The organism is Ruegeria sp. (assembly GCF_965199275.1).
In the GTDB taxonomy this organism is placed as follows: Bacteria; Pseudomonadota; Alphaproteobacteria; order Rhodobacterales; family Rhodobacteraceae; genus Ruegeria.
In genome coordinates this window covers 244,389-261,239 of the sequence record NZ_CBDAQX010000024.1, presented here as the reverse complement: position 1 = coordinate 261,239, position 16,851 = coordinate 244,389, and the positions used below count along the sequence as shown (strand labels likewise).

Annotated in this window: 12 protein-coding genes and 4 pseudogenes; 2 read left to right on the top strand and 14 right to left on the bottom strand. The window is 55.8% G+C overall.

Annotated elements, in window-relative coordinates; translation table 11 throughout:
• The first annotated feature begins 84 nt into the window (after window positions 1-84).
• A complete protein-coding gene (istA, locus tag ACOERD_RS26180) occupies window positions 85-1,593 on the top strand; it encodes an IS21 family transposase (protein WP_419737605.1) in 1,509 nt (502 codons plus the stop codon).
• Window positions 1,580-2,311, top strand: a complete 732-nt coding sequence (gene istB, locus ACOERD_RS26175; protein WP_419737606.1) for an IS21-like element helper ATPase IstB — start codon at window positions 1,580-1,582, stop codon at window positions 2,309-2,311. Before istA (ACOERD_RS26180) ends, istB (ACOERD_RS26175) begins: the two co-directional genes overlap by 14 nt.
• Window positions 2,312-2,508: 197 nt before the next feature.
• Here istB (ACOERD_RS26175) and ACOERD_RS26170 read toward each other — a convergent pair.
• From ACOERD_RS26170 to ACOERD_RS26105, 14 genes and pseudogenes are all read right to left on the bottom strand, one after another.
• Window positions 2,509-2,691: pseudogene (locus ACOERD_RS26170) on the bottom strand (hypothetical protein); the annotation flags it as partial.
• 120 nt (window positions 2,692-2,811) lie between these two features.
• On the bottom strand, window positions 2,812-3,993 hold the full coding sequence (locus ACOERD_RS26165) for an ISNCY family transposase (RefSeq protein ID WP_419737631.1): 1,182 nt from the start codon (window positions 3,991-3,993) through the stop codon (window positions 2,812-2,814).
• Window positions 3,994-4,219: 226 nt separating this feature from the next.
• Entirely contained in the window at window positions 4,220-5,194 is a 975-nt protein-coding gene (locus ACOERD_RS26160) for a type II secretion system F family protein (RefSeq protein WP_170554677.1), read from the bottom strand.
• Between the two features lie 10 nt (window positions 5,195-5,204).
• The gene (locus ACOERD_RS26155) at window positions 5,205-6,173 is read right to left on the bottom strand and encodes a type II secretion system F family protein (protein ID WP_170471973.1); all 969 of its coding nucleotides are present in this window, start codon (window positions 6,171-6,173) and stop codon (window positions 5,205-5,207) included.
• An 11-nt stretch (window positions 6,174-6,184) separates the two neighbouring features.
• Window positions 6,185-6,661 (bottom strand): annotated as a pseudogene (locus tag ACOERD_RS26150) (ATPase, T2SS/T4P/T4SS family); the annotation flags it as partial.
• 112 nt (window positions 6,662-6,773) lie between these two features.
• Complete coding sequence (locus ACOERD_RS26145) at window positions 6,774-8,516, bottom strand: IS1634 family transposase (RefSeq protein WP_419737624.1); 1,743 nt, start codon at window positions 8,514-8,516, stop codon at window positions 6,774-6,776.
• Between the two features lie 136 nt (window positions 8,517-8,652).
• Window positions 8,653-9,672: pseudogene (locus ACOERD_RS26140) on the bottom strand (CpaF family protein); the annotation flags it as partial.
• Between the two features lie 24 nt (window positions 9,673-9,696).
• Window positions 9,697-10,932, bottom strand: a complete 1,236-nt coding sequence (locus ACOERD_RS26135) for an AAA family ATPase (RefSeq protein ID WP_170471969.1) — start codon at window positions 10,930-10,932, stop codon at window positions 9,697-9,699.
• 199 nt (window positions 10,933-11,131) lie between these two features.
• Window positions 11,132-11,758, bottom strand: coding sequence for an OmpA family protein (locus tag ACOERD_RS26130; protein WP_419740959.1), 627 nt, complete (start codon window positions 11,756-11,758; stop codon window positions 11,132-11,134).
• Between the two features lie 17 nt (window positions 11,759-11,775).
• Window positions 11,776-13,182: a type II and III secretion system protein family protein gene (locus tag ACOERD_RS26125; RefSeq protein WP_170471966.1), complete on the bottom strand. Its 1,407-nt coding sequence runs from the start codon at window positions 13,180-13,182 to the stop codon at window positions 11,776-11,778.
• Window positions 13,183-13,375: 193 nt separating this feature from the next.
• Window positions 13,376-14,041: a Flp pilus assembly protein CpaB gene (gene cpaB, locus ACOERD_RS26120; RefSeq protein WP_419740958.1), complete on the bottom strand. Its 666-nt coding sequence runs from the start codon at window positions 14,039-14,041 to the stop codon at window positions 13,376-13,378.
• A 189-nt stretch (window positions 14,042-14,230) separates the two neighbouring features.
• Entirely contained in the window at window positions 14,231-14,962 is a 732-nt protein-coding gene (istB, locus tag ACOERD_RS26115; protein WP_419737606.1) for an IS21-like element helper ATPase IstB, read from the bottom strand.
• Window positions 14,949-16,456, bottom strand: a pseudogene (istA, locus tag ACOERD_RS26110) (IS21 family transposase). The gene istB (ACOERD_RS26115) and the pseudogene istA (ACOERD_RS26110) overlap by 14 nt, the downstream one beginning before the upstream one ends.
• A 59-nt stretch (window positions 16,457-16,515) precedes the next feature.
• On the bottom strand, window positions 16,516-16,767 hold the full coding sequence (locus ACOERD_RS26105) for a hypothetical protein (protein WP_419740957.1): 252 nt from the start codon (window positions 16,765-16,767) through the stop codon (window positions 16,516-16,518).
• Window positions 16,768-16,851 lie beyond the last annotated feature (84 nt).

Genomic DNA, 16,851 nt, shown 5'->3' with positions numbered 1-16,851 from the left:
CGGGGAAATCGGCGTCCAAATTTGACCCCTCCCTATGGTTGTAGACATCCTTTTCATTGAGCAGTCGATGGAGAGGCAAGCGGGATGATTTGCGTGGAAACTATTAGAAAAGTGCGTCGCTTACACCTGATCGAAAAAAAGAGCATCAAGGAAATTTGCCGTTCGCTCAATTTGAGCCGTGCAACGGTTCGAAAGATAATCCGATCGGGAGTGACGGAGTTCAAATATGAGCGCAAATCGCAGCCATACCCGGTGCTCGGGCCTTGGCGCGCGCGTCTGGATGAAACGCTTGAGGAGAACGAGGCGCTTCCGAAGAAACACCGCAAGCGGATGACCAAAATCTGGAAGGAACTCTCCGATGATGGTTTTGGCGGCGGGTATGACAGTGTTCGACGCTACACAAAGAATTGGCGCATTGCGCACGGCCGACAACAGGCGCAGGCGTTCATCCCGCTGATCTTTGATCCTGGGGAGGCGTACCAGTTCGACTGGAGTGTGGAGACGGTTTTGATGGACGGTGCACTCACGACCGTGAAGGTTGCCCATTTCAAACTTTGCCATAGCCGCATGCCATTCTCCATTGCCTATCCGCGCGAGACGCAGGAGATGGTCTTTGATGCCCACGACGAGGCCTTCAAATTCTTTGGTGGAGGCTGCATCAACGGGATCTACGATAACATGACGACCGCCGTCGATGCGATCCTGTCGGGCAAGGAAAGAAAGTTCAACAAGGCATTCTCCCGGATGTGTTCTCATCATCTGGTGAACCCGATCGCCTGTACGCGCGCGGCCGGTTGGGAGAAGGGTCAGGTTGAGAATCTGGTCAAGGAGAGCCGCGCCTATAGTTTTACACCGCGTCTGGAGGTGGCCGACTTCGATGAATTGAATGCCCGGCTGCAAAAAGACGCGATCAAACGCGCAAAAGAACTGCGGCATCCGGAAAACCTGGAGGTGACGGTCTGGGAGGAGTTCCAGCAGGAAAAGCCGCTGCTGACGCATCTGCAGAAGCCCTTCGTCGGGTTCCGTGAAAAGACGGTCGCCGTGAGCCGAACCTGCCTGATCAACTTCGAAAGAAACAAATACAGCGTTGAGGCAAGAGCTGTTGGACGTCAGGTCCAGTTGCAGGTCTACGCCACGCGGATTGTCCTGCGCCAAGACGGTGAGATTGTCGGAGAGCACGAACGGTGCTTCGGCCGAGGAAAAACGATCTTCAACCCTTGGCACTATGTGCCCGTCCTCAAGCGCAAGCCTGGCGCTCTGCGCAATGGAGCACCGTTCCGTGACTGGGACCTACCACCGGCAATGACGCAGATCTGGACCCATCTGCGGGGCACATCCGACGGAGACCGGCAACTTGCCGATATTCTTTTCGCTGCTTACCAGCACGACATTGATGTGGTCGAGGCTGCCTGCGAAGAAGCTCTAAAATCTGGCCTGCGCAAGGCCGATGCGATCCTGAACATTGTCTCTCGGCGCACCAATCCCCCGCCGCCAAAGGCGATTGAGCCGCCTGCCCACCTGCAGCTGAAAATGGCACCGATCGCGGATTGCGCTCGCTATGACAGGCTTGGAGGCTCCCATGCAACTGCGTAAGGAAATTCTCGAACTTGCCCGTCAACTGAAGTTGCCAGGCATCGTCAACTGCTTTGACGAAGTGATGCAGGCCGCAGCCAAAAACAACTGGCGGCCCCAACAGGTCGTGGCCGAACTCCTCACGGCCGAACTGGCCGAAAAGACTGCGCGCTCGATCCGGTATCAGATGGGTGCCGCAAAGTTCCCGGTCTGCAAGTCCTTACCTGAGTTCGACTTCACGGTCAGCCCCGTCAACGAGGAAGTCGTGCGCAATCTTCATGACGGCGATTTTATGGACCAGGCCAGGAATGGCGTGCTGGTCGGTGGAACCGGATCGGGCAAAACGCATCTCGCAACAGCGATCGGGGGCCACGCGGTCAATAACCGCCGGCGGGTCAGGTTCTTCAGCGCTGTGGATCTCGCGAACAAGCTGGAGGCTGAACATCGCGAAGGCAACGCCGGGCGGCTCAGCGAGCAGCTGATCCGCGTCGACCTCGTGATTATAGACGAACTCGGTTATCTGCCGTTCGCAGAGTCTGGTGGACGATTACTCTTCCATCTCATCAGCAAACTGTACGAGCGAACGTCTATTCTGCTAACAACCAACCTCGCATTTGCTGAATGGCCGAGTGTGTTCACAGATGCCAAAATGACCACTGCTCTCCTGGATCGACTGACACACCATTGCGATATCATCGAAACCGGGAACGAAAGCTGGCGAATTAACCACCGCGACTAACCTCGAAATCGGGGAATAAATTCAAAACAGACAGCAGGTCAAACCTTCAGTCGAGCTACGCTCTCTTTTCGGTTTGACCTGCTGTCCACCCCCTCCTGAATCAACCTAAACACGACCCCCTCAACGCCCCTCTTAGCTCCAAGGGGGGTCAAATTTGGACGCCGATGGGGGGTCATTATTCAATGCCGATTGACACGCAGCCCCAGATTTGCGGTCCCCAATGAGGTCAGAACCTGCGGCGTCATCCCCTGCTCCAGCGCGGCGCGGGTAAAGCTGTCGAGGGCCAGCTCATATTCTCCGGCGGCCATCAGGCGGTTTCCTACGGTGATGTTGTCTTCGGCCTGTCCCGTCGGATCTATACTGTCGAGAACATTCTGAATTGTCCGGTGTAGGTAACATGCCAATTGTCCGCTTCAGTTGATTGCGCGGTGGCCCAATTCGGAGGGAGCCGTAGGCGACCGTAGATTTGGGCCACCGCGTTCGCGCCACGTCGAAGCGGGTCACGCGACTTTGTGTTTGCTATCCTCCTGTGTGATGGGTGATCCGTCAGGCTGGTAGCGGCCAATGCATCTCGGGCCGTGGAAGATGACCAGTTGACCATCGGGGTATTCGTGGACCCTGACCTTCGCCTTGACGAAATGATGACGGTGCCTGTCTGCCGCGATCTGCATGACCAGGCCCTTGTAGCGCACCGTATTGTCGTTGCCGACGACGCGGTCTTCCTGCACACACAGGGTGTCGCGCACATTGCCTGTAAACGGCACGAAGGCCGAGGTCGTATCCTCCGGCTCCTTTGCAAACAGGGCATTGTGTTCGGGAAGATAGACCTCTTTCAGGAACTGATTGGCCTCTTCAATGGTTGTGATCCCATGGGACCGCAGTTCCTGCGGCAATCGGTTCTGGAACGTGCCAAACATGCGTTCAGACCGTCCACGGGCCTGCGGTGAATAGGCCGGGATCAGCTCAATGCCGAGTTGCTGCAAGGCGCGCCCGACCTGGGTCAGATTGTCCTTGTCCACTTTGCCGCCCGCTTCGGGCGTATGCCAGTAATGAGAGCCCCGATCGGCATAGAGCGAGCAAAACAGACCTTGCGCCTCGATCACCTCTGTCAGCCCCTGAAAACTGCTCATCGTCCCTTCTTCCTCGACAAAGAATGCCGAATAAACCCGGTTGGTGGCATCGTCCATGGTGACGATCAGATCCCACCACTGACCCGGAACCCATTCATGGCTGGAGCCGTCCTGATGCAACATCATGCCAACCATCGGACGGCGGGGCCGCTTGCGCCGATGGGCACCTCGTCGGGGTGCTGCCTGAACCCGGCCGTGGCGCTGCAGTGTAAGCCGCACCCAGTTGTAGCTCTGTGTGAAACCATGGTGGGCCACCAGCTTCTCGTGGAAATGCTTCGGCGTGTAATCCCAGTACTTGGTATCAAACAGTTCAAGCATCTCCATGACCTTATCCGTGGCAACACGATTGTTGGCCAGTTTGCCAAGCCGACGGTCGTACAGACCTTCTGCACCATCCGCCTCAAATCGATCCTCCCAACGCCTGACGGTGCGCACGGATACACCCAGTATCTCAGCCGCCTGTTCTTGCGTCAGCTTGTTCGCGCTTCGCCGCGAATACACATCTTCAAACTTCATCAGTCGAACTTCCTGTAACACTTCTGCTCGGTTCATAACGCCTCCTCTCAGAGACAGAATAGAACCGGACAGATCGCATGTTACATACACCGGACATATCGCGTGTTAGCGACATCCCGTCGGATCTATACCCGGCGCATCGAGGTCATCCGACAGGCTCCCTTCCGTGCAAGAGGCCACCATGGCGAAAACCATGATGGCCTGAAAACTTCGGCGAAGCCTACGCAAGGCACAGCCTTTTTCTGGTTGCATCGAAGTTAAATTATCCTCCGAAGTTCGAAATGACGCTTGCAGAAGGCCCTACCAGAATGATCAATAGTGGCGGTACCGTTAAGGTCATTGTGACCAGAGTCATCTTGGTAGGCAACTTGTTTGCGGCTTCTTCTGCACGCATCACGCGTTTGTCACGCATTTCGGCAGCATAAACCCGAAGAGCTTCGGCAATAGAGGTACCGAACGTGGCTGATTGGATCATCACGGTCACAAAAGCTCTTACATCCTGAACGCCGCAGCGCGTTCCGAAGTCACGCAAGACCGTATCCTTGTCCTTACCAGCTTTCATTTCATAGGCTACGACTTCGAATTCCTGCGCAATCTCCGGGTAAGAGCTTTTCATTTCCGACGCGACGCGCACGATCGCCTGGTCGAGGGACTGACCGGCTTCGACGCAGACAAGCATCAAATCCAACGTGTCCGGAAAGGCAGATGTAATGGCTTCACGTCGCTCTTCAACGCGGCGAGTAATCCAGTATTTCGGTATGAAATACCCAATCCCGCCCGGAACCAGAACGCGGATCAACAATTGGGTTCCAGTGAACTCCTGATCGCCAGCAAATACCGTGACCCATACAACTCCGAGGAGGATACCCAAGATACCCAGAGCGAACTGTGCGAAGTGAAAGAACCGGACCGCGTCCTTGGATTGATACCCCGCTTGACGCATTGTTAGCTGAATGGCCGACAGCTCTTCTTCGCTTTTGGGCTCAAGGAAAGTCGCAAACTTTTCCAGCTGTTCGTTTCGACCGCTTTGACGCAGTTGATCCTTTTTTGATTTCTTTGGCGTTTTTGGTGCCGCGTTCGAACGTTGAAGTTTTTTCAGAGGATCTTCAGGCTGGTTCAGCATTAGCAGAACCGCCACTGCCACCAAAACCACGCCGAGAACACCGACCACGATCAGGGGGCCAAACTCTCCCAGCTGCTGCGTCAAAGTATCATTGATGGAGGCTAGAAATTCCATGACACAGACCTCAAACCTTAATGTTGGTGATCATTTTCATAACGATCAGGTTAAGTGTCAGCATGATGCCAACGATGAAACAGCATGGGATAAACCAGGGGTGGTCAAGAACTTCGTCATAGTAGTCTGGCGATTTTACCAAAATAAAGACCAGACAGAACAACGGGAAACCCGAAAGGAATTTGCCGGACCATTGCGCCTCGGCGGTGATTGCTTTGACGCGGCGGAACAGGCGGAAACGGGCGCGGATCACCTGGGCCAGACCGGCTAGAATTTCGGCTAGGTTGCCACCGGATTGCTGCTGAATGCCAACCGCAACCGCAAGAAAGCGCAAATCCTGCATGTCCAACCGCTCGGCCATGTCTTTGAGGGCCTCGCCCACGTCACGACCATAGGCACACTCATCTGCAATGACGCCAAATTCGGTTCCAAGTGGATCTTGAACTTCGTTTGCAGCGATCTGAATCGAAGATACGAAAGGGTTACCGACGCGCAGTGAACGCACCATCAACTCGACTGCGTCGGGCAGTTGTTCTTCGATCATGCTCATGCGTTTTTTGGCCTTGCTACTGACCCACATGAAGACGCCACCAACACCGATGGCGATCGAAATAGCGGCGCGCAGCACAGTTTCGGTTGCCGTGCCAATACTCAGGCCAACAAAGGCGAAGGCCGAAACAAGACCCATGATCATGATCAGTTGTCTTGGCGTAAACGCGATGGCGGCCTTTTGGGCCTTGTCTGCAAGCAACGAATACAGAGGGATGCTCTGCGTTTTCATATGCTGCTGCATTTCCTTGCGCAGCTGTTCCAGAACTTGCTCGCGGCCCGCGCCCTTGTCGAGCATGTCGAGCCGTCGATTGACCCGACTGTTCAGGCTGATGGATTTGCCGAACGCCACAAGATAGATGCCTTCCACCAGGGCGAGGACACCCACGAAGATGGCGACATAGATGAGAGCCTCCATAGGCAATTGCATGTCGTAATCTCCTACATTGTGGTTGGGTCGTAGATGGATGAGGGCAGGTCAAAGCCCCACAGGCGGAAGCGCTCAGAATAGTGGCTGCGCACGCCGGTGGCGGTGAAGTGACCGATGATTTTGTTATCGGGTGTCAGGCCAACGCGTTGGAAACGAAAGATTTCTTGCATCGAAATCACATCGCCTTCCATCCCGGTAATTTCGGTAATAGAGGTCATGCGGCGCGAGCCATCCTGCAAACGGCTGGCCTGAACGATCAGGTTTACAGCGCTTGAGATCTGGCTGCGAACCGCCTTGATCGGCATTTCGATCCCCGCCATCGCGATCATGTTCTCGAGACGCGAGATACCATCCCGCGCCGAGTTCGCGTGGATTGTGGTCATCGAGCCGTCGTGGCCGGTGTTCATCGCCTGGAGCATGTCGATCACCTCGGCGCCACGAGTCTCACCCACGATGATGCGGTCGGGACGCATCCGCAGAGCGTTTTTCCTGACTTCCGACATTTTTTCGTATAAGTCATTGATATTATTATGCCTTGGTTGCCAAAAGGCACTACACGGACTTTTTTCGCCAGCGATTGTTTCGGAGTGTTGAGGGAGCTCAGGCTTTGGTCTGGCCAGTTTTTCGGGTGCGCCCGGGGGGTATCTTGAAAGGGGCTTCGTTCCAGGTCAGGCCGACGCAGGTGAGGATGCGTCTGGCATCGACCGTGGCATGGCTTGGCATGCCGTAGCGGTCAGGGGTGCCTTTGTGGCGCAGGATCGAGAGCTGCAATGCGTTCAACTCGTTGCGGATACGAGCCGGGCTCATCGGGTGTCCGAGCAGGTCCAGATGCTTGCGCAGGTGCTGCAGGCAGCAGAAGGCCATGTAGCAGATGGCGATATGGGCCCGGACCCGACGCGGCGACCAGTGATAGATGGGCCGGATTTTCAGATCGTGCTTGTTGGTGCGGAAGCAGGCTTCGATCTCCCACAACTGGTGATAGCGGGCAATGACGTCCTGTGCCTCCAGTTCGTCCGCACCATGAACAACAATGGCATGCAGCCCGTCCCATTGTGCCGCTGCCTTGATCTTTGCATCATCCAGCGTGACGTCCCCGCTGTCGGGGAAGGCCAGGAAGCGGCCATATCCCCGGCTGCTGAAGCTGCCGGGTTTGCGAGAGCGCTTGAGCTTCTTGTGCAGCTTTTCGATTGCCTTGTCGCGCTTGTGGGCATCATTGCGTGCCCGGGTGGGTGACCAGGTCACAATGACCCGCGCTCCCTCCTGGTCGATCACCTTGTACCAGCCCTTCTCGGTTGCCTCTTCAGAACCGTGTCCAGCCCAAGGCTGGCGTCCCTCCGGGCTCAAAATGTTCGCCTTCACGGCGGCCGGGGCGGACTTCATGCGATAGCCGAGGATGTAGGGCAGACCCTTGTTCTGCAACATCTGCTGGTTGTCCTTGCTGAGCATGGCGGCATCGGCCACGAACGTGACCCTGGCCACGTCGAAGCGTCCCTCCAACGCCTTCAGCGCAGCTTCCAGCGTATGACCTTCCCAGGTGTTTCCCGGGAAGAGTTCATAGCCCACAGGCAGCCCATCGGAGGTGACGATCAGCGCCAGCATGACCTGAGCGCGGTGATGCTTGCCATCCTTGCTGAAGCCCTTGGCCAGAAGATGATCCTGCTCGACCCCGTCCGCATCCTCGGCCGGGTCCTCGCGCTCGGTGTCAAAGGCCAGGGTCGTGCAATCGTAGAACAGCACGGTCACTGGCCCGCCCAGCAACTTCTCTGCCGCCGCGTGAGAGGTTTTGCAAATCCCGTCTATCACCGGCGTATTGATGTAATCCATGCTCCGATAGACCACGTCCAGATTGAGCGTGATGCCTGCCTGGTTCTCCAACGCCTCCACGGTCGCGCGCTTGCTCTCGGGCTGTGCGATCCGCGCCATAACCAGCTCTTTCACAATGCGATTGGCACTTTTACGCGCCGCCCCCAGAAGGGCCCCCCAACCCAGTTGGTCATACATCGTCCCCATGACATCCCGCAGACCCAGAGAGACCCGCGCCTCCTCACGGCACTCGGCAAGATCAACGCCAAGCTTGTCCGGCCGCGGAGCGCGGCGCACCAGCGCCTGCAGATCGGCATATTCCGTGGGCGTGAACAGTTCCATTTGCGGCGAGCGATCAATGCGTAATTGCTCCATCAAGCGGCCCGCCAGACGCTTGATATCCTCAATCTCGCTGTCGTTATGGGCCACACCCACATGGCGCAGGATCTTCTGGCGTACCTTGGAGCCGGTGCGGACGGATTCAACGATCTGGATCCGTGTGCGGTTGAGCTTTGCGTCATGTTTGGTGCGGATGAACATGGGCGAAGAGGTTAGCCATCTGAAGGCCCATGTCAATACTTTTTATAATAATGGGGCACTACAACGCGCCTCTGAGCAACCACACCTGAAAACAAACCAAAAACCCAGTCAGATCAACAAAAAGGTCGGAAGTCAGGATCACCTCGGCGCCACGAGTCTCACCCACGATGATGCGGTCGGGACGCATCCGCAGAGCGTTTTTCAGACAATCGCGAGGGCTGACCTCACCTTTTCCTTCAACGTTTGGTGGGCGGCTTTCCATCCGGCCTACATGGGTCTGCTGAAGTTGAAGTTCCGCCGTATCCTCGATGGTCAAGATACGTTCAGCGTCGTCAATAAAGCTCGAAAGCGCGTTCAGAGTGGTCGTTTTACCGGAACCCGTACCGCCCGAGACGATGATATTCAGGCGTGTCGAAACGGCGGCTTGAAGATAGGCGGCCATTTCTTCGGTGAACGCGCCGAAATTGACCAGATCGTCGATGCCCAACTTGTCCTTTTTGAACTTACGAATCGAGACCAGCGAGCCGTCAACAGCGATCGGAGGGACCATCGCGTTGAAACGCGAGCCGTCAGCCAGCCGGGCGTCAACATAAGGGTTGGATTCGTCAACACGACGACCCACTGCGGACACGATCTTGTCGATGATCCGCATCAGGTGTTTTTCATCCTTGAACGTAATATCGCTGATTTCCAGCTTACCCGCACGTTCGACAAAAATCTGTTGCGGGCCGTTCACTAGAATATCGTTGACCGTATCGTCGCGTAGAAGAGCCTCAAGTGGTCCGAGGCCCGTGACCTCGTCGTAAAGCTCCTTGTTCAGCTGCGCGCGGTCGTCGCGGTTGAGCACGATGCTTTTGGCTTCCAAAACTTCGCTGGCAATTGCGCTGATCTCGGTGCGAAGCTCGGCCTCTCCTGCGTTTTCAAGGGCTGCGAGGTTCAGGTTTTCCAGTAGTTCCCGGTGAAGCTCAATCTTGATCTCACTCAGGCGCTCTTTTCGTTTGCGGTCGCGGTCGGCGCTCGTGACCTCGCCAGCTTTCTTCTGAACGGGCTTGCGTGCAACTGCCGTTGCTGTTGGCGCTGCAGGGGCCGCTTCGGGCGCTTTGGCCGGAGTCTCGACCGGCTGCGCATCAGACGCTTTCTTATATCTGGAAAACATGGCGGCTCTTCCCTTGGGGTTGTGTTATGCGGCCTCGGCGTCGTTGCTGCCGAGGCTGTGGAGCGATTTTGCTAGCTTTGCAATTTCGCGGCGCAGCGGGTTTTTGGCGGCTGAACTGGCCAATGGCAGGCCATGATCGCCGCTTTGCATCACCGGCTTGCCCCCATCGGGCAATTGCAGGTCGATTGAAATTCCGAGGCTTTCGCCCATACGTTTGATGCGCCCCTTGCCGTTTAGATCGGTGAACTTGGGGGCCCGATTTAGGGCGAAGCGCAATTTGTTGAACGGCAACTCTTCGGCCTGCAAGGCGCGTTTCAGACGCAATGCGTTCTGAGCCGAGCGCATGTCCAACTCGATCATGGCGAAATAGACATGTGCAGCTTGAAGAACGGTTTCTGACCACAAAACCAATGTCTTGGGCATGTCCACGATCACATAGTCGAAATGTTTGCGCGCCGTATCTATCACGCGCTGGATGTCTTCGGGCGTGATCAGATCCAACGGCACCATGTCGGATGGAGCAGTCAAAACCTGCATTTTTTCTTCATAGCTTTGAAGGGCTTGCGAGAAGACCTCATCATCCATTGACGCTGTATCGGACAGCATCTCGAAAACGGTTTCACGGCGTGGCAGGTCCAAATAGGTCGAGACCGTGCCGTATTGCAGATCCAGGTCGATCAGACAGACAGAAGGCGCATCTTTGTCCGAGATCGTGGCTAGTTCCCAGGCCAGGTTCACAGCCAGTGTCGTGGAACCAACGCCGCCCGCCAGACCTTGTACAACGAACAGAGCGCCTTCTTTTGATTCGCCACTGGTCAGAGTGGCAGCGGCTGCTTGCGCTGCAACCACGGGATCGGGCTTGTTCATTCGCTCGATCGCTTCGTTCAGTTCGCCTTCGGGAAGCGGGTAGGGGACAAATTCATCCGCGCCTTTGCGCAAAAGCTGGTGCAGCGAGGCGGGGGTCACGTCCTCGGCAATAAGCACCACTTTGATCTTCTTGTCTTTTGCCTGAGTGATGATCTCGCCCATCAGCGAGAGGTTGTCTTCATCCTCACCGTCAATGGCCAGGGCAACGAATTCCAGTGTTTCCGCTTCGGGTTGGCTGAAAAACGCGAGAGCTTCGGCAAAGCCAAGATCGCCCCAACGCTCACCCAGAATGGTTTCCATGTCTTCGATTAGCAGATCGAAGTTCTGGACGTCCCGGCTGATCGTGCAGGCCAGAATTCCCGAGTCGTTGTCTTGTGGCGTCGCGCTACTCATATACACAATCCTCGTAGAGAGGGCTTGGCATTTCTTGCGAACGAGTACGCTCGGGTAGATTTGCTGTCGCCCCAATGCGGTCAATTTTGGCCGCAGGTCACCCTATTGTTCACAATGTCGCTTGGAACTTGGGCGAGAATTTGGCGCAAAAGAACCAATTGTAGGGAAACGGGCGACGATGTCGCCCGTTCAGATGGGATTATCCACCGCCGCCGCCAGTTGCGTCGACTTGTTCGACTGTAGAACCGGAAGCTGCGCTTTCGACGTATTCGCGATAGATGACATCAGCATACTTGCCGTCCAGCGTTTGTGGTGCGCGATCCACAAAGCCCGAAACCTCGGTCACTGTCCGGCGATTCCGGCGATCGCGATTCGTTGTAGCAACCAACGGGCGCGTTTTGCCGAAAGAAACCACCGCCTCTAATCGAGACCGCGAGATTCCCTGTTGGGCAAAGAAGGACACAACAGCCTGTGCCCGACGCAAGCCAAGGCTCTTGTTGTAGCTGGTTGAGCCCACTGCGTCCGTGTGGCCATACACACGGAACCGTGCTTCAGGGAATTGTTTGATCCAATCCGCCTGCTGCAACAGAATACGTTGGGCCGACGCATCGAGCTGCGAACTGTTGAAGGCAAAGTTCACTTGGCTAGGGACTTCAGCGGCGAACCGGCGGCTTAGAATCTGAGCGTATGTCAGTTCACCGTTCATGACCTGCGAGTTGTTCAGCGTCGCGTTGCCAAAGGTTCCCGCATCAATTTCATACCCGGCTTCGCGTGTACATGCGGTAACTGCGACCGAAAGACCTAAGGTGAGTATCAACGTTTTCATTGGTCCTAACCTCCTCATCAATCCAGAATATAGCCGTAAGAACTGCCAAAATCTTGCTTGGCGACTTCCGATGCGCCACCTGCGCCTGCGCGCTCGGTCCGAGCAACGCGACCGTTGATAAACAGATCAAACTCACTGGGGGGTTTTACTCGATCTGTCGGCAAAGCAAGCGTTTCCCCACGAGTCGGTGAGACCAAGTGCGCGGTGATGATGATAACCAACTCACTCTGTTCACGCTGGTATTGAGCGCTCCTGAATAGGGTGCCCAGAACAGGAACGTCGCCCAACCATGGAACCTGGTTGCTCAGATCCGTGAAGTCATCTTGAATCAGGCCTGCAATCGCAAAACTTTCGCCGTCGCGCAATTCGATCGTGGTTGAGGTCTGGCGGGTAATGAAACTTGGGACCGAATCGCCGTTGATCGTAAAGTCCGAAGACGTATCAATACTCGATACCGCTGTACCAAGTTCCAAGTTGATAAGATCACCGTCGACGACGCGCGGAATGAAGTCGATCTCAACACCGAACGCGCGGTATTCGATTGCGACAACACCGTCATCTGCGGGCACAGGAATCGGGACTTCACCACCGGCGAGGAACGTTGCCTGCTGACCGGACAGAGCGGATAGGTTCGGTTCGGCGAGCGTACGCGCAAGACCTTTGGTTTCGAGTGCTTCAAGCAGTAGCCTAACTTGGGTCGAACCAGCGCCAAAACCGAACAGAATTGCGCCTGTATTTGCTTGCGCGATCGGAATGTTGTTGGCCAGCGCATTGTTCAACGCACCTTGTGTATTTAAGGTGTTGAAACCGGCTGTGACGTCGCCGCCTCCAAAGCCAAGAGATGTCGACAGGTTCTTTGCGACCGAGCGGTTCATCTCGGCAAAGCGAACCTTCAGCATGACCTGCTGCACACCGCCGACCGACATCAGGTTCGAGACCCGGTCGGGGGCATAGCGTTCGGCTAGTTCCAATGCGCGGGCTAGTTTGGCCGCTCCTGAAACCGTGCCGGACAAGACGATGCCGTCGTTCGCAGTGCGCACTTCGATTTGTTCGTTTGGCAAGATCTGCCTCAGACGCTCTTTAAATTCAGTCACGTCAGGGGACACGCGTACGCGGACATTCGCTAAAAGCATACCGGCCCCATCGAACAGTGTAAGAGTAGTTAGGCCGGGTGCTCTGCCCAAGACATAGATCGTTCGCTCTGAAAGCGACGAGATGTCGGCAATACCGGCATTCGCGATACTAAGTTCGGCAAACGGCTCTTCACTTTCAACAACGATCGCGCGGTTTACAGGTACTTCCAGCGTTTCCACTGTGCCCTTCTTCACCACGCGAAGAGTTTCGGCCCAAGCGGCATCGCCGACTGGGCTAACAACGAGCGACAACCCCAGCAGGGTTGCGCTGATCCAGGAACGTATTTTCATGTGACCTGCCTCTCCGATCACGCCTCGTTTTTTTGGGTCTTATGCCCTATAGGCGAAACTCTGCGCGAAAACGGAATTTATTGCAATAATCAAGGGTTTCCGGAAGTTTCCTTATGTGGGCAATTGGCAACATAGGAATCAAATGAGCCGCGCAAATTGCGCGGCTCGGCAGGTGTAACGTCCTGAATAGGCGTCAGTTTGTGCAGGCGATCACACTATCGGCAACTTCGCTGTTACCGCGACGAATGCGCGTCTTGCAAACTTGTTGCTCCACACGTTCAGGGACGGGGGCGGCTTCTTCCTCGACGACACCCAGCAACGCGCGCTGATCGATTTCAATGACTTCTGACGACACCGTTTCGTCTTCAATCCCAACAAGCGCCAGGGTCAGTCTGCCCGTGTTTTGCGCTTGCGTAAGTACAGCAACCTGTTCACGTGTGACTGCAACGGTGATCGTTCGCGCGATGGTTGTTCCAGTCACGTCCGTTCCGGCGATCTGGTCAACGGCGATAAGTTCGACCCGGGGCTGGATCAGGCGGGTGATCTCGCCATCCGCTTCGGCGGTTGTTCCGCGACGCGAACCGGTCCAGTATACGTCCACAAAATCTCCGGGGCGCAAGAAACCAGAAACGCCCGAAGCCACATCAACGCGAATGGCAAAAGCGCGCATACCTTTGTCCAGCTGAGACGTTAGACCCGCCCCTTCGCCGGGCTGAGTGATTTTGACCTCCATCAGCGCTTCGTCTTTTTCCATTGTGCGAAGAACGAAACGATCTTTGCTGCCTGACTCGGGGAAAAGAACCGCAAGGTCTGTAAAGCTGCCTTCAGGGATCGCGTTTTCTGGCCAATCAACTGTCAATCGGCATTGAATAATGACCCCCCATCGGCGTCCAAATTTGACCCCCCTTGGAGCTAAGAGGGGCGTTGAGGGGGTCGTGTTTAGGTTGATTCAGGAGGGGGTGGACAGCAGGTCAAACCGAAAAGAGAGCGTAGCTCGACTGAAGGTTTGACCTGCTGTCTGTTTTGAATTTATTCCCCGATTTCGAGGTTAGTCGCGGTGGTTAATTCGCCAGCTTTCGTTCCCGGTTTCGATGATATCGCAATGGTGTGTCAGTCGATCCAGGAGAGCAGTGGTCATTTTGGCATCTGTGAACACACTCGGCCATTCAGCAAATGCGAGGTTGGTTGTTAGCAGAATAGACGTTCGCTCGTACAGTTTGCTGATGAGATGGAAGAGTAATCGTCCACCAGACTCTGCGAACGGCAGATAACCGAGTTCGTCTATAATCACGAGGTCGACGCGGATCAGCTGCTCGCTGAGCCGCCCGGCGTTGCCTTCGCGATGTTCAGCCTCCAGCTTGTTCGCGAGATCCACAGCGCTGAAGAACCTGACCCGCCGGCGGTTATTGACCGCGTGGCCCCCGATCGCTGTTGCGAGATGCGTTTTGCCCGATCCGGTTCCACCGACCAGCACGCCATTCCTGGCCTGGTCCATAAAATCGCCGTCATGAAGATTGCGCACGACTTCCTCGTTGACGGGGCTGACCGTGAAGTCGAACTCAGGTAAGGACTTGCAGACCGGGAACTTTGCGGCACCCATCTGATACCGGATCGAGCGCGCAGTCTTTTCGGCCAGTTCGGCCGTGAGGAGTTCGGCCACGACCTGTTGGGGCCGCCAGTTGTTTTTGGCTGCGGCCTGCATCACTTCGTCAAAGCAGTTGACGATGCCTGGCAACTTCAGTTGACGGGCAAGTTCGAGAATTTCCTTACGCAGTTGCATGGGAGCCTCCAAGCCTGTCATAGCGAGCGCAATCCGCGATCGGTGCCATTTTCAGCTGCAGGTGGGCAGGCGGCTCAATCGCCTTTGGCGGCGGGGGATTGGTGCGCCGAGAGACAATGTTCAGGATCGCATCGGCCTTGCGCAGGCCAGATTTTAGAGCTTCTTCGCAGGCAGCCTCGACCACATCAATGTCGTGCTGGTAAGCAGCGAAAAGAATATCGGCAAGTTGCCGGTCTCCGTCGGATGTGCCCCGCAGATGGGTCCAGATCTGCGTCATTGCCGGTGGTAGGTCCCAGTCACGGAACGGTGCTCCATTGCGCAGAGCGCCAGGCTTGCGCTTGAGGACGGGCACATAGTGCCAAGGGTTGAAGATCGTTTTTCCTCGGCCGAAGCACCGTTCGTGCTCTCCGACAATCTCACCGTCTTGGCGCAGGACAATCCGCGTGGCGTAGACCTGCAACTGGACCTGACGTCCAACAGCTCTTGCCTCAACGCTGTATTTGTTTCTTTCGAAGTTGATCAGGCAGGTTCGGCTCACGGCGACCGTCTTTTCACGGAACCCGACGAAGGGCTTCTGCAGATGCGTCAGCAGCGGCTTTTCCTGCTGGAACTCCTCCCAGACCGTCACCTCCAGGTTTTCCGGATGCCGCAGTTCTTTTGCGCGTTTGATCGCGTCTTTTTGCAGCCGGGCATTCAATTCATCGAAGTCGGCCACCTCCAGACGCGGTGTAAAACTATAGGCGCGGCTCTCCTTGACCAGATTCTCAACCTGACCCTTCTCCCAACCGGCCGCGCGCGTACAGGCGATCGGGTTCACCAGATGATGAGAACACATCCGGGAGAATGCCTTGTTGAACTTTCTTTCCTTGCCCGACAGGATCGCATCGACGGCGGTCGTCATGTTATCGTAGATCCCGTTGATGCAGCCTCCACCAAAGAATTTGAAGGCCTCGTCGTGGGCATCAAAGACCATCTCCTGCGTCTCGCGCGGATAGGCAATGGAGAATGGCATGCGGCTATGGCAAAGTTTGAAATGGGCAACCTTCACGGTCGTGAGTGCACCGTCCATCAAAACCGTCTCCACACTCCAGTCGAACTGGTACGCCTCCCCAGGATCAAAGATCAGCGGGATGAACGCCTGCGCCTGTTGTCGGCCGTGCGCAATGCGCCAATTCTTTGTGTAGCGTCGAACACTGTCATACCCGCCGCCAAAACCATCATCGGAGAGTTCCTTCCAGATTTTGGTCATCCGCTTGCGGTGTTTCTTCGGAAGCGCCTCGTTCTCCTCAAGCGTTTCATCCAGACGCGCGCGCCAAGGCCCGAGCACCGGGTATGGCTGCGATTTGCGCTCATATTTGAACTCCGTCACTCCCGATCGGATTATCTTTCGAACCGTTGCACGGCTCAAATTGAGCGAACGGCAAATTTCCTTGATGCTCTTTTTTCGATCAGGTGTAAGCGACGCACTTTTCTAATAGTTTCCACGCAAATCATCCCGCTTGCCTCTCCATCGACTGCTCAATGAAAAGGATGTCTACAACCATAGGGAGGGGTCAAATTTGGACGCCGATTTCCCCGCTTAGGGGGTCAAAATTGCACGCTTTTCTACACCAATCAACAACACGCACGTCGTCTTCTGCCAGCCGTTCTCCGTATTTCAGGGTCCGATTTGATACAATAACACCTACGGTTGGAATCACTTCTATCGCAGCGTTTTCTGCTGCGGCGGCCTCTAACGCGGCTGCTGCTGCTTGCCGTTCGCGTGCGAGTTCCTGTTGATAAGCAGAGATATAGTTCTGCGCCATGTAGACTGCACCACCGGCCAGAGCTAGTCCGACAATTAGGACAAGTCCGAATATCGCTCGCATACATCCACCTCTTTCTGTGCT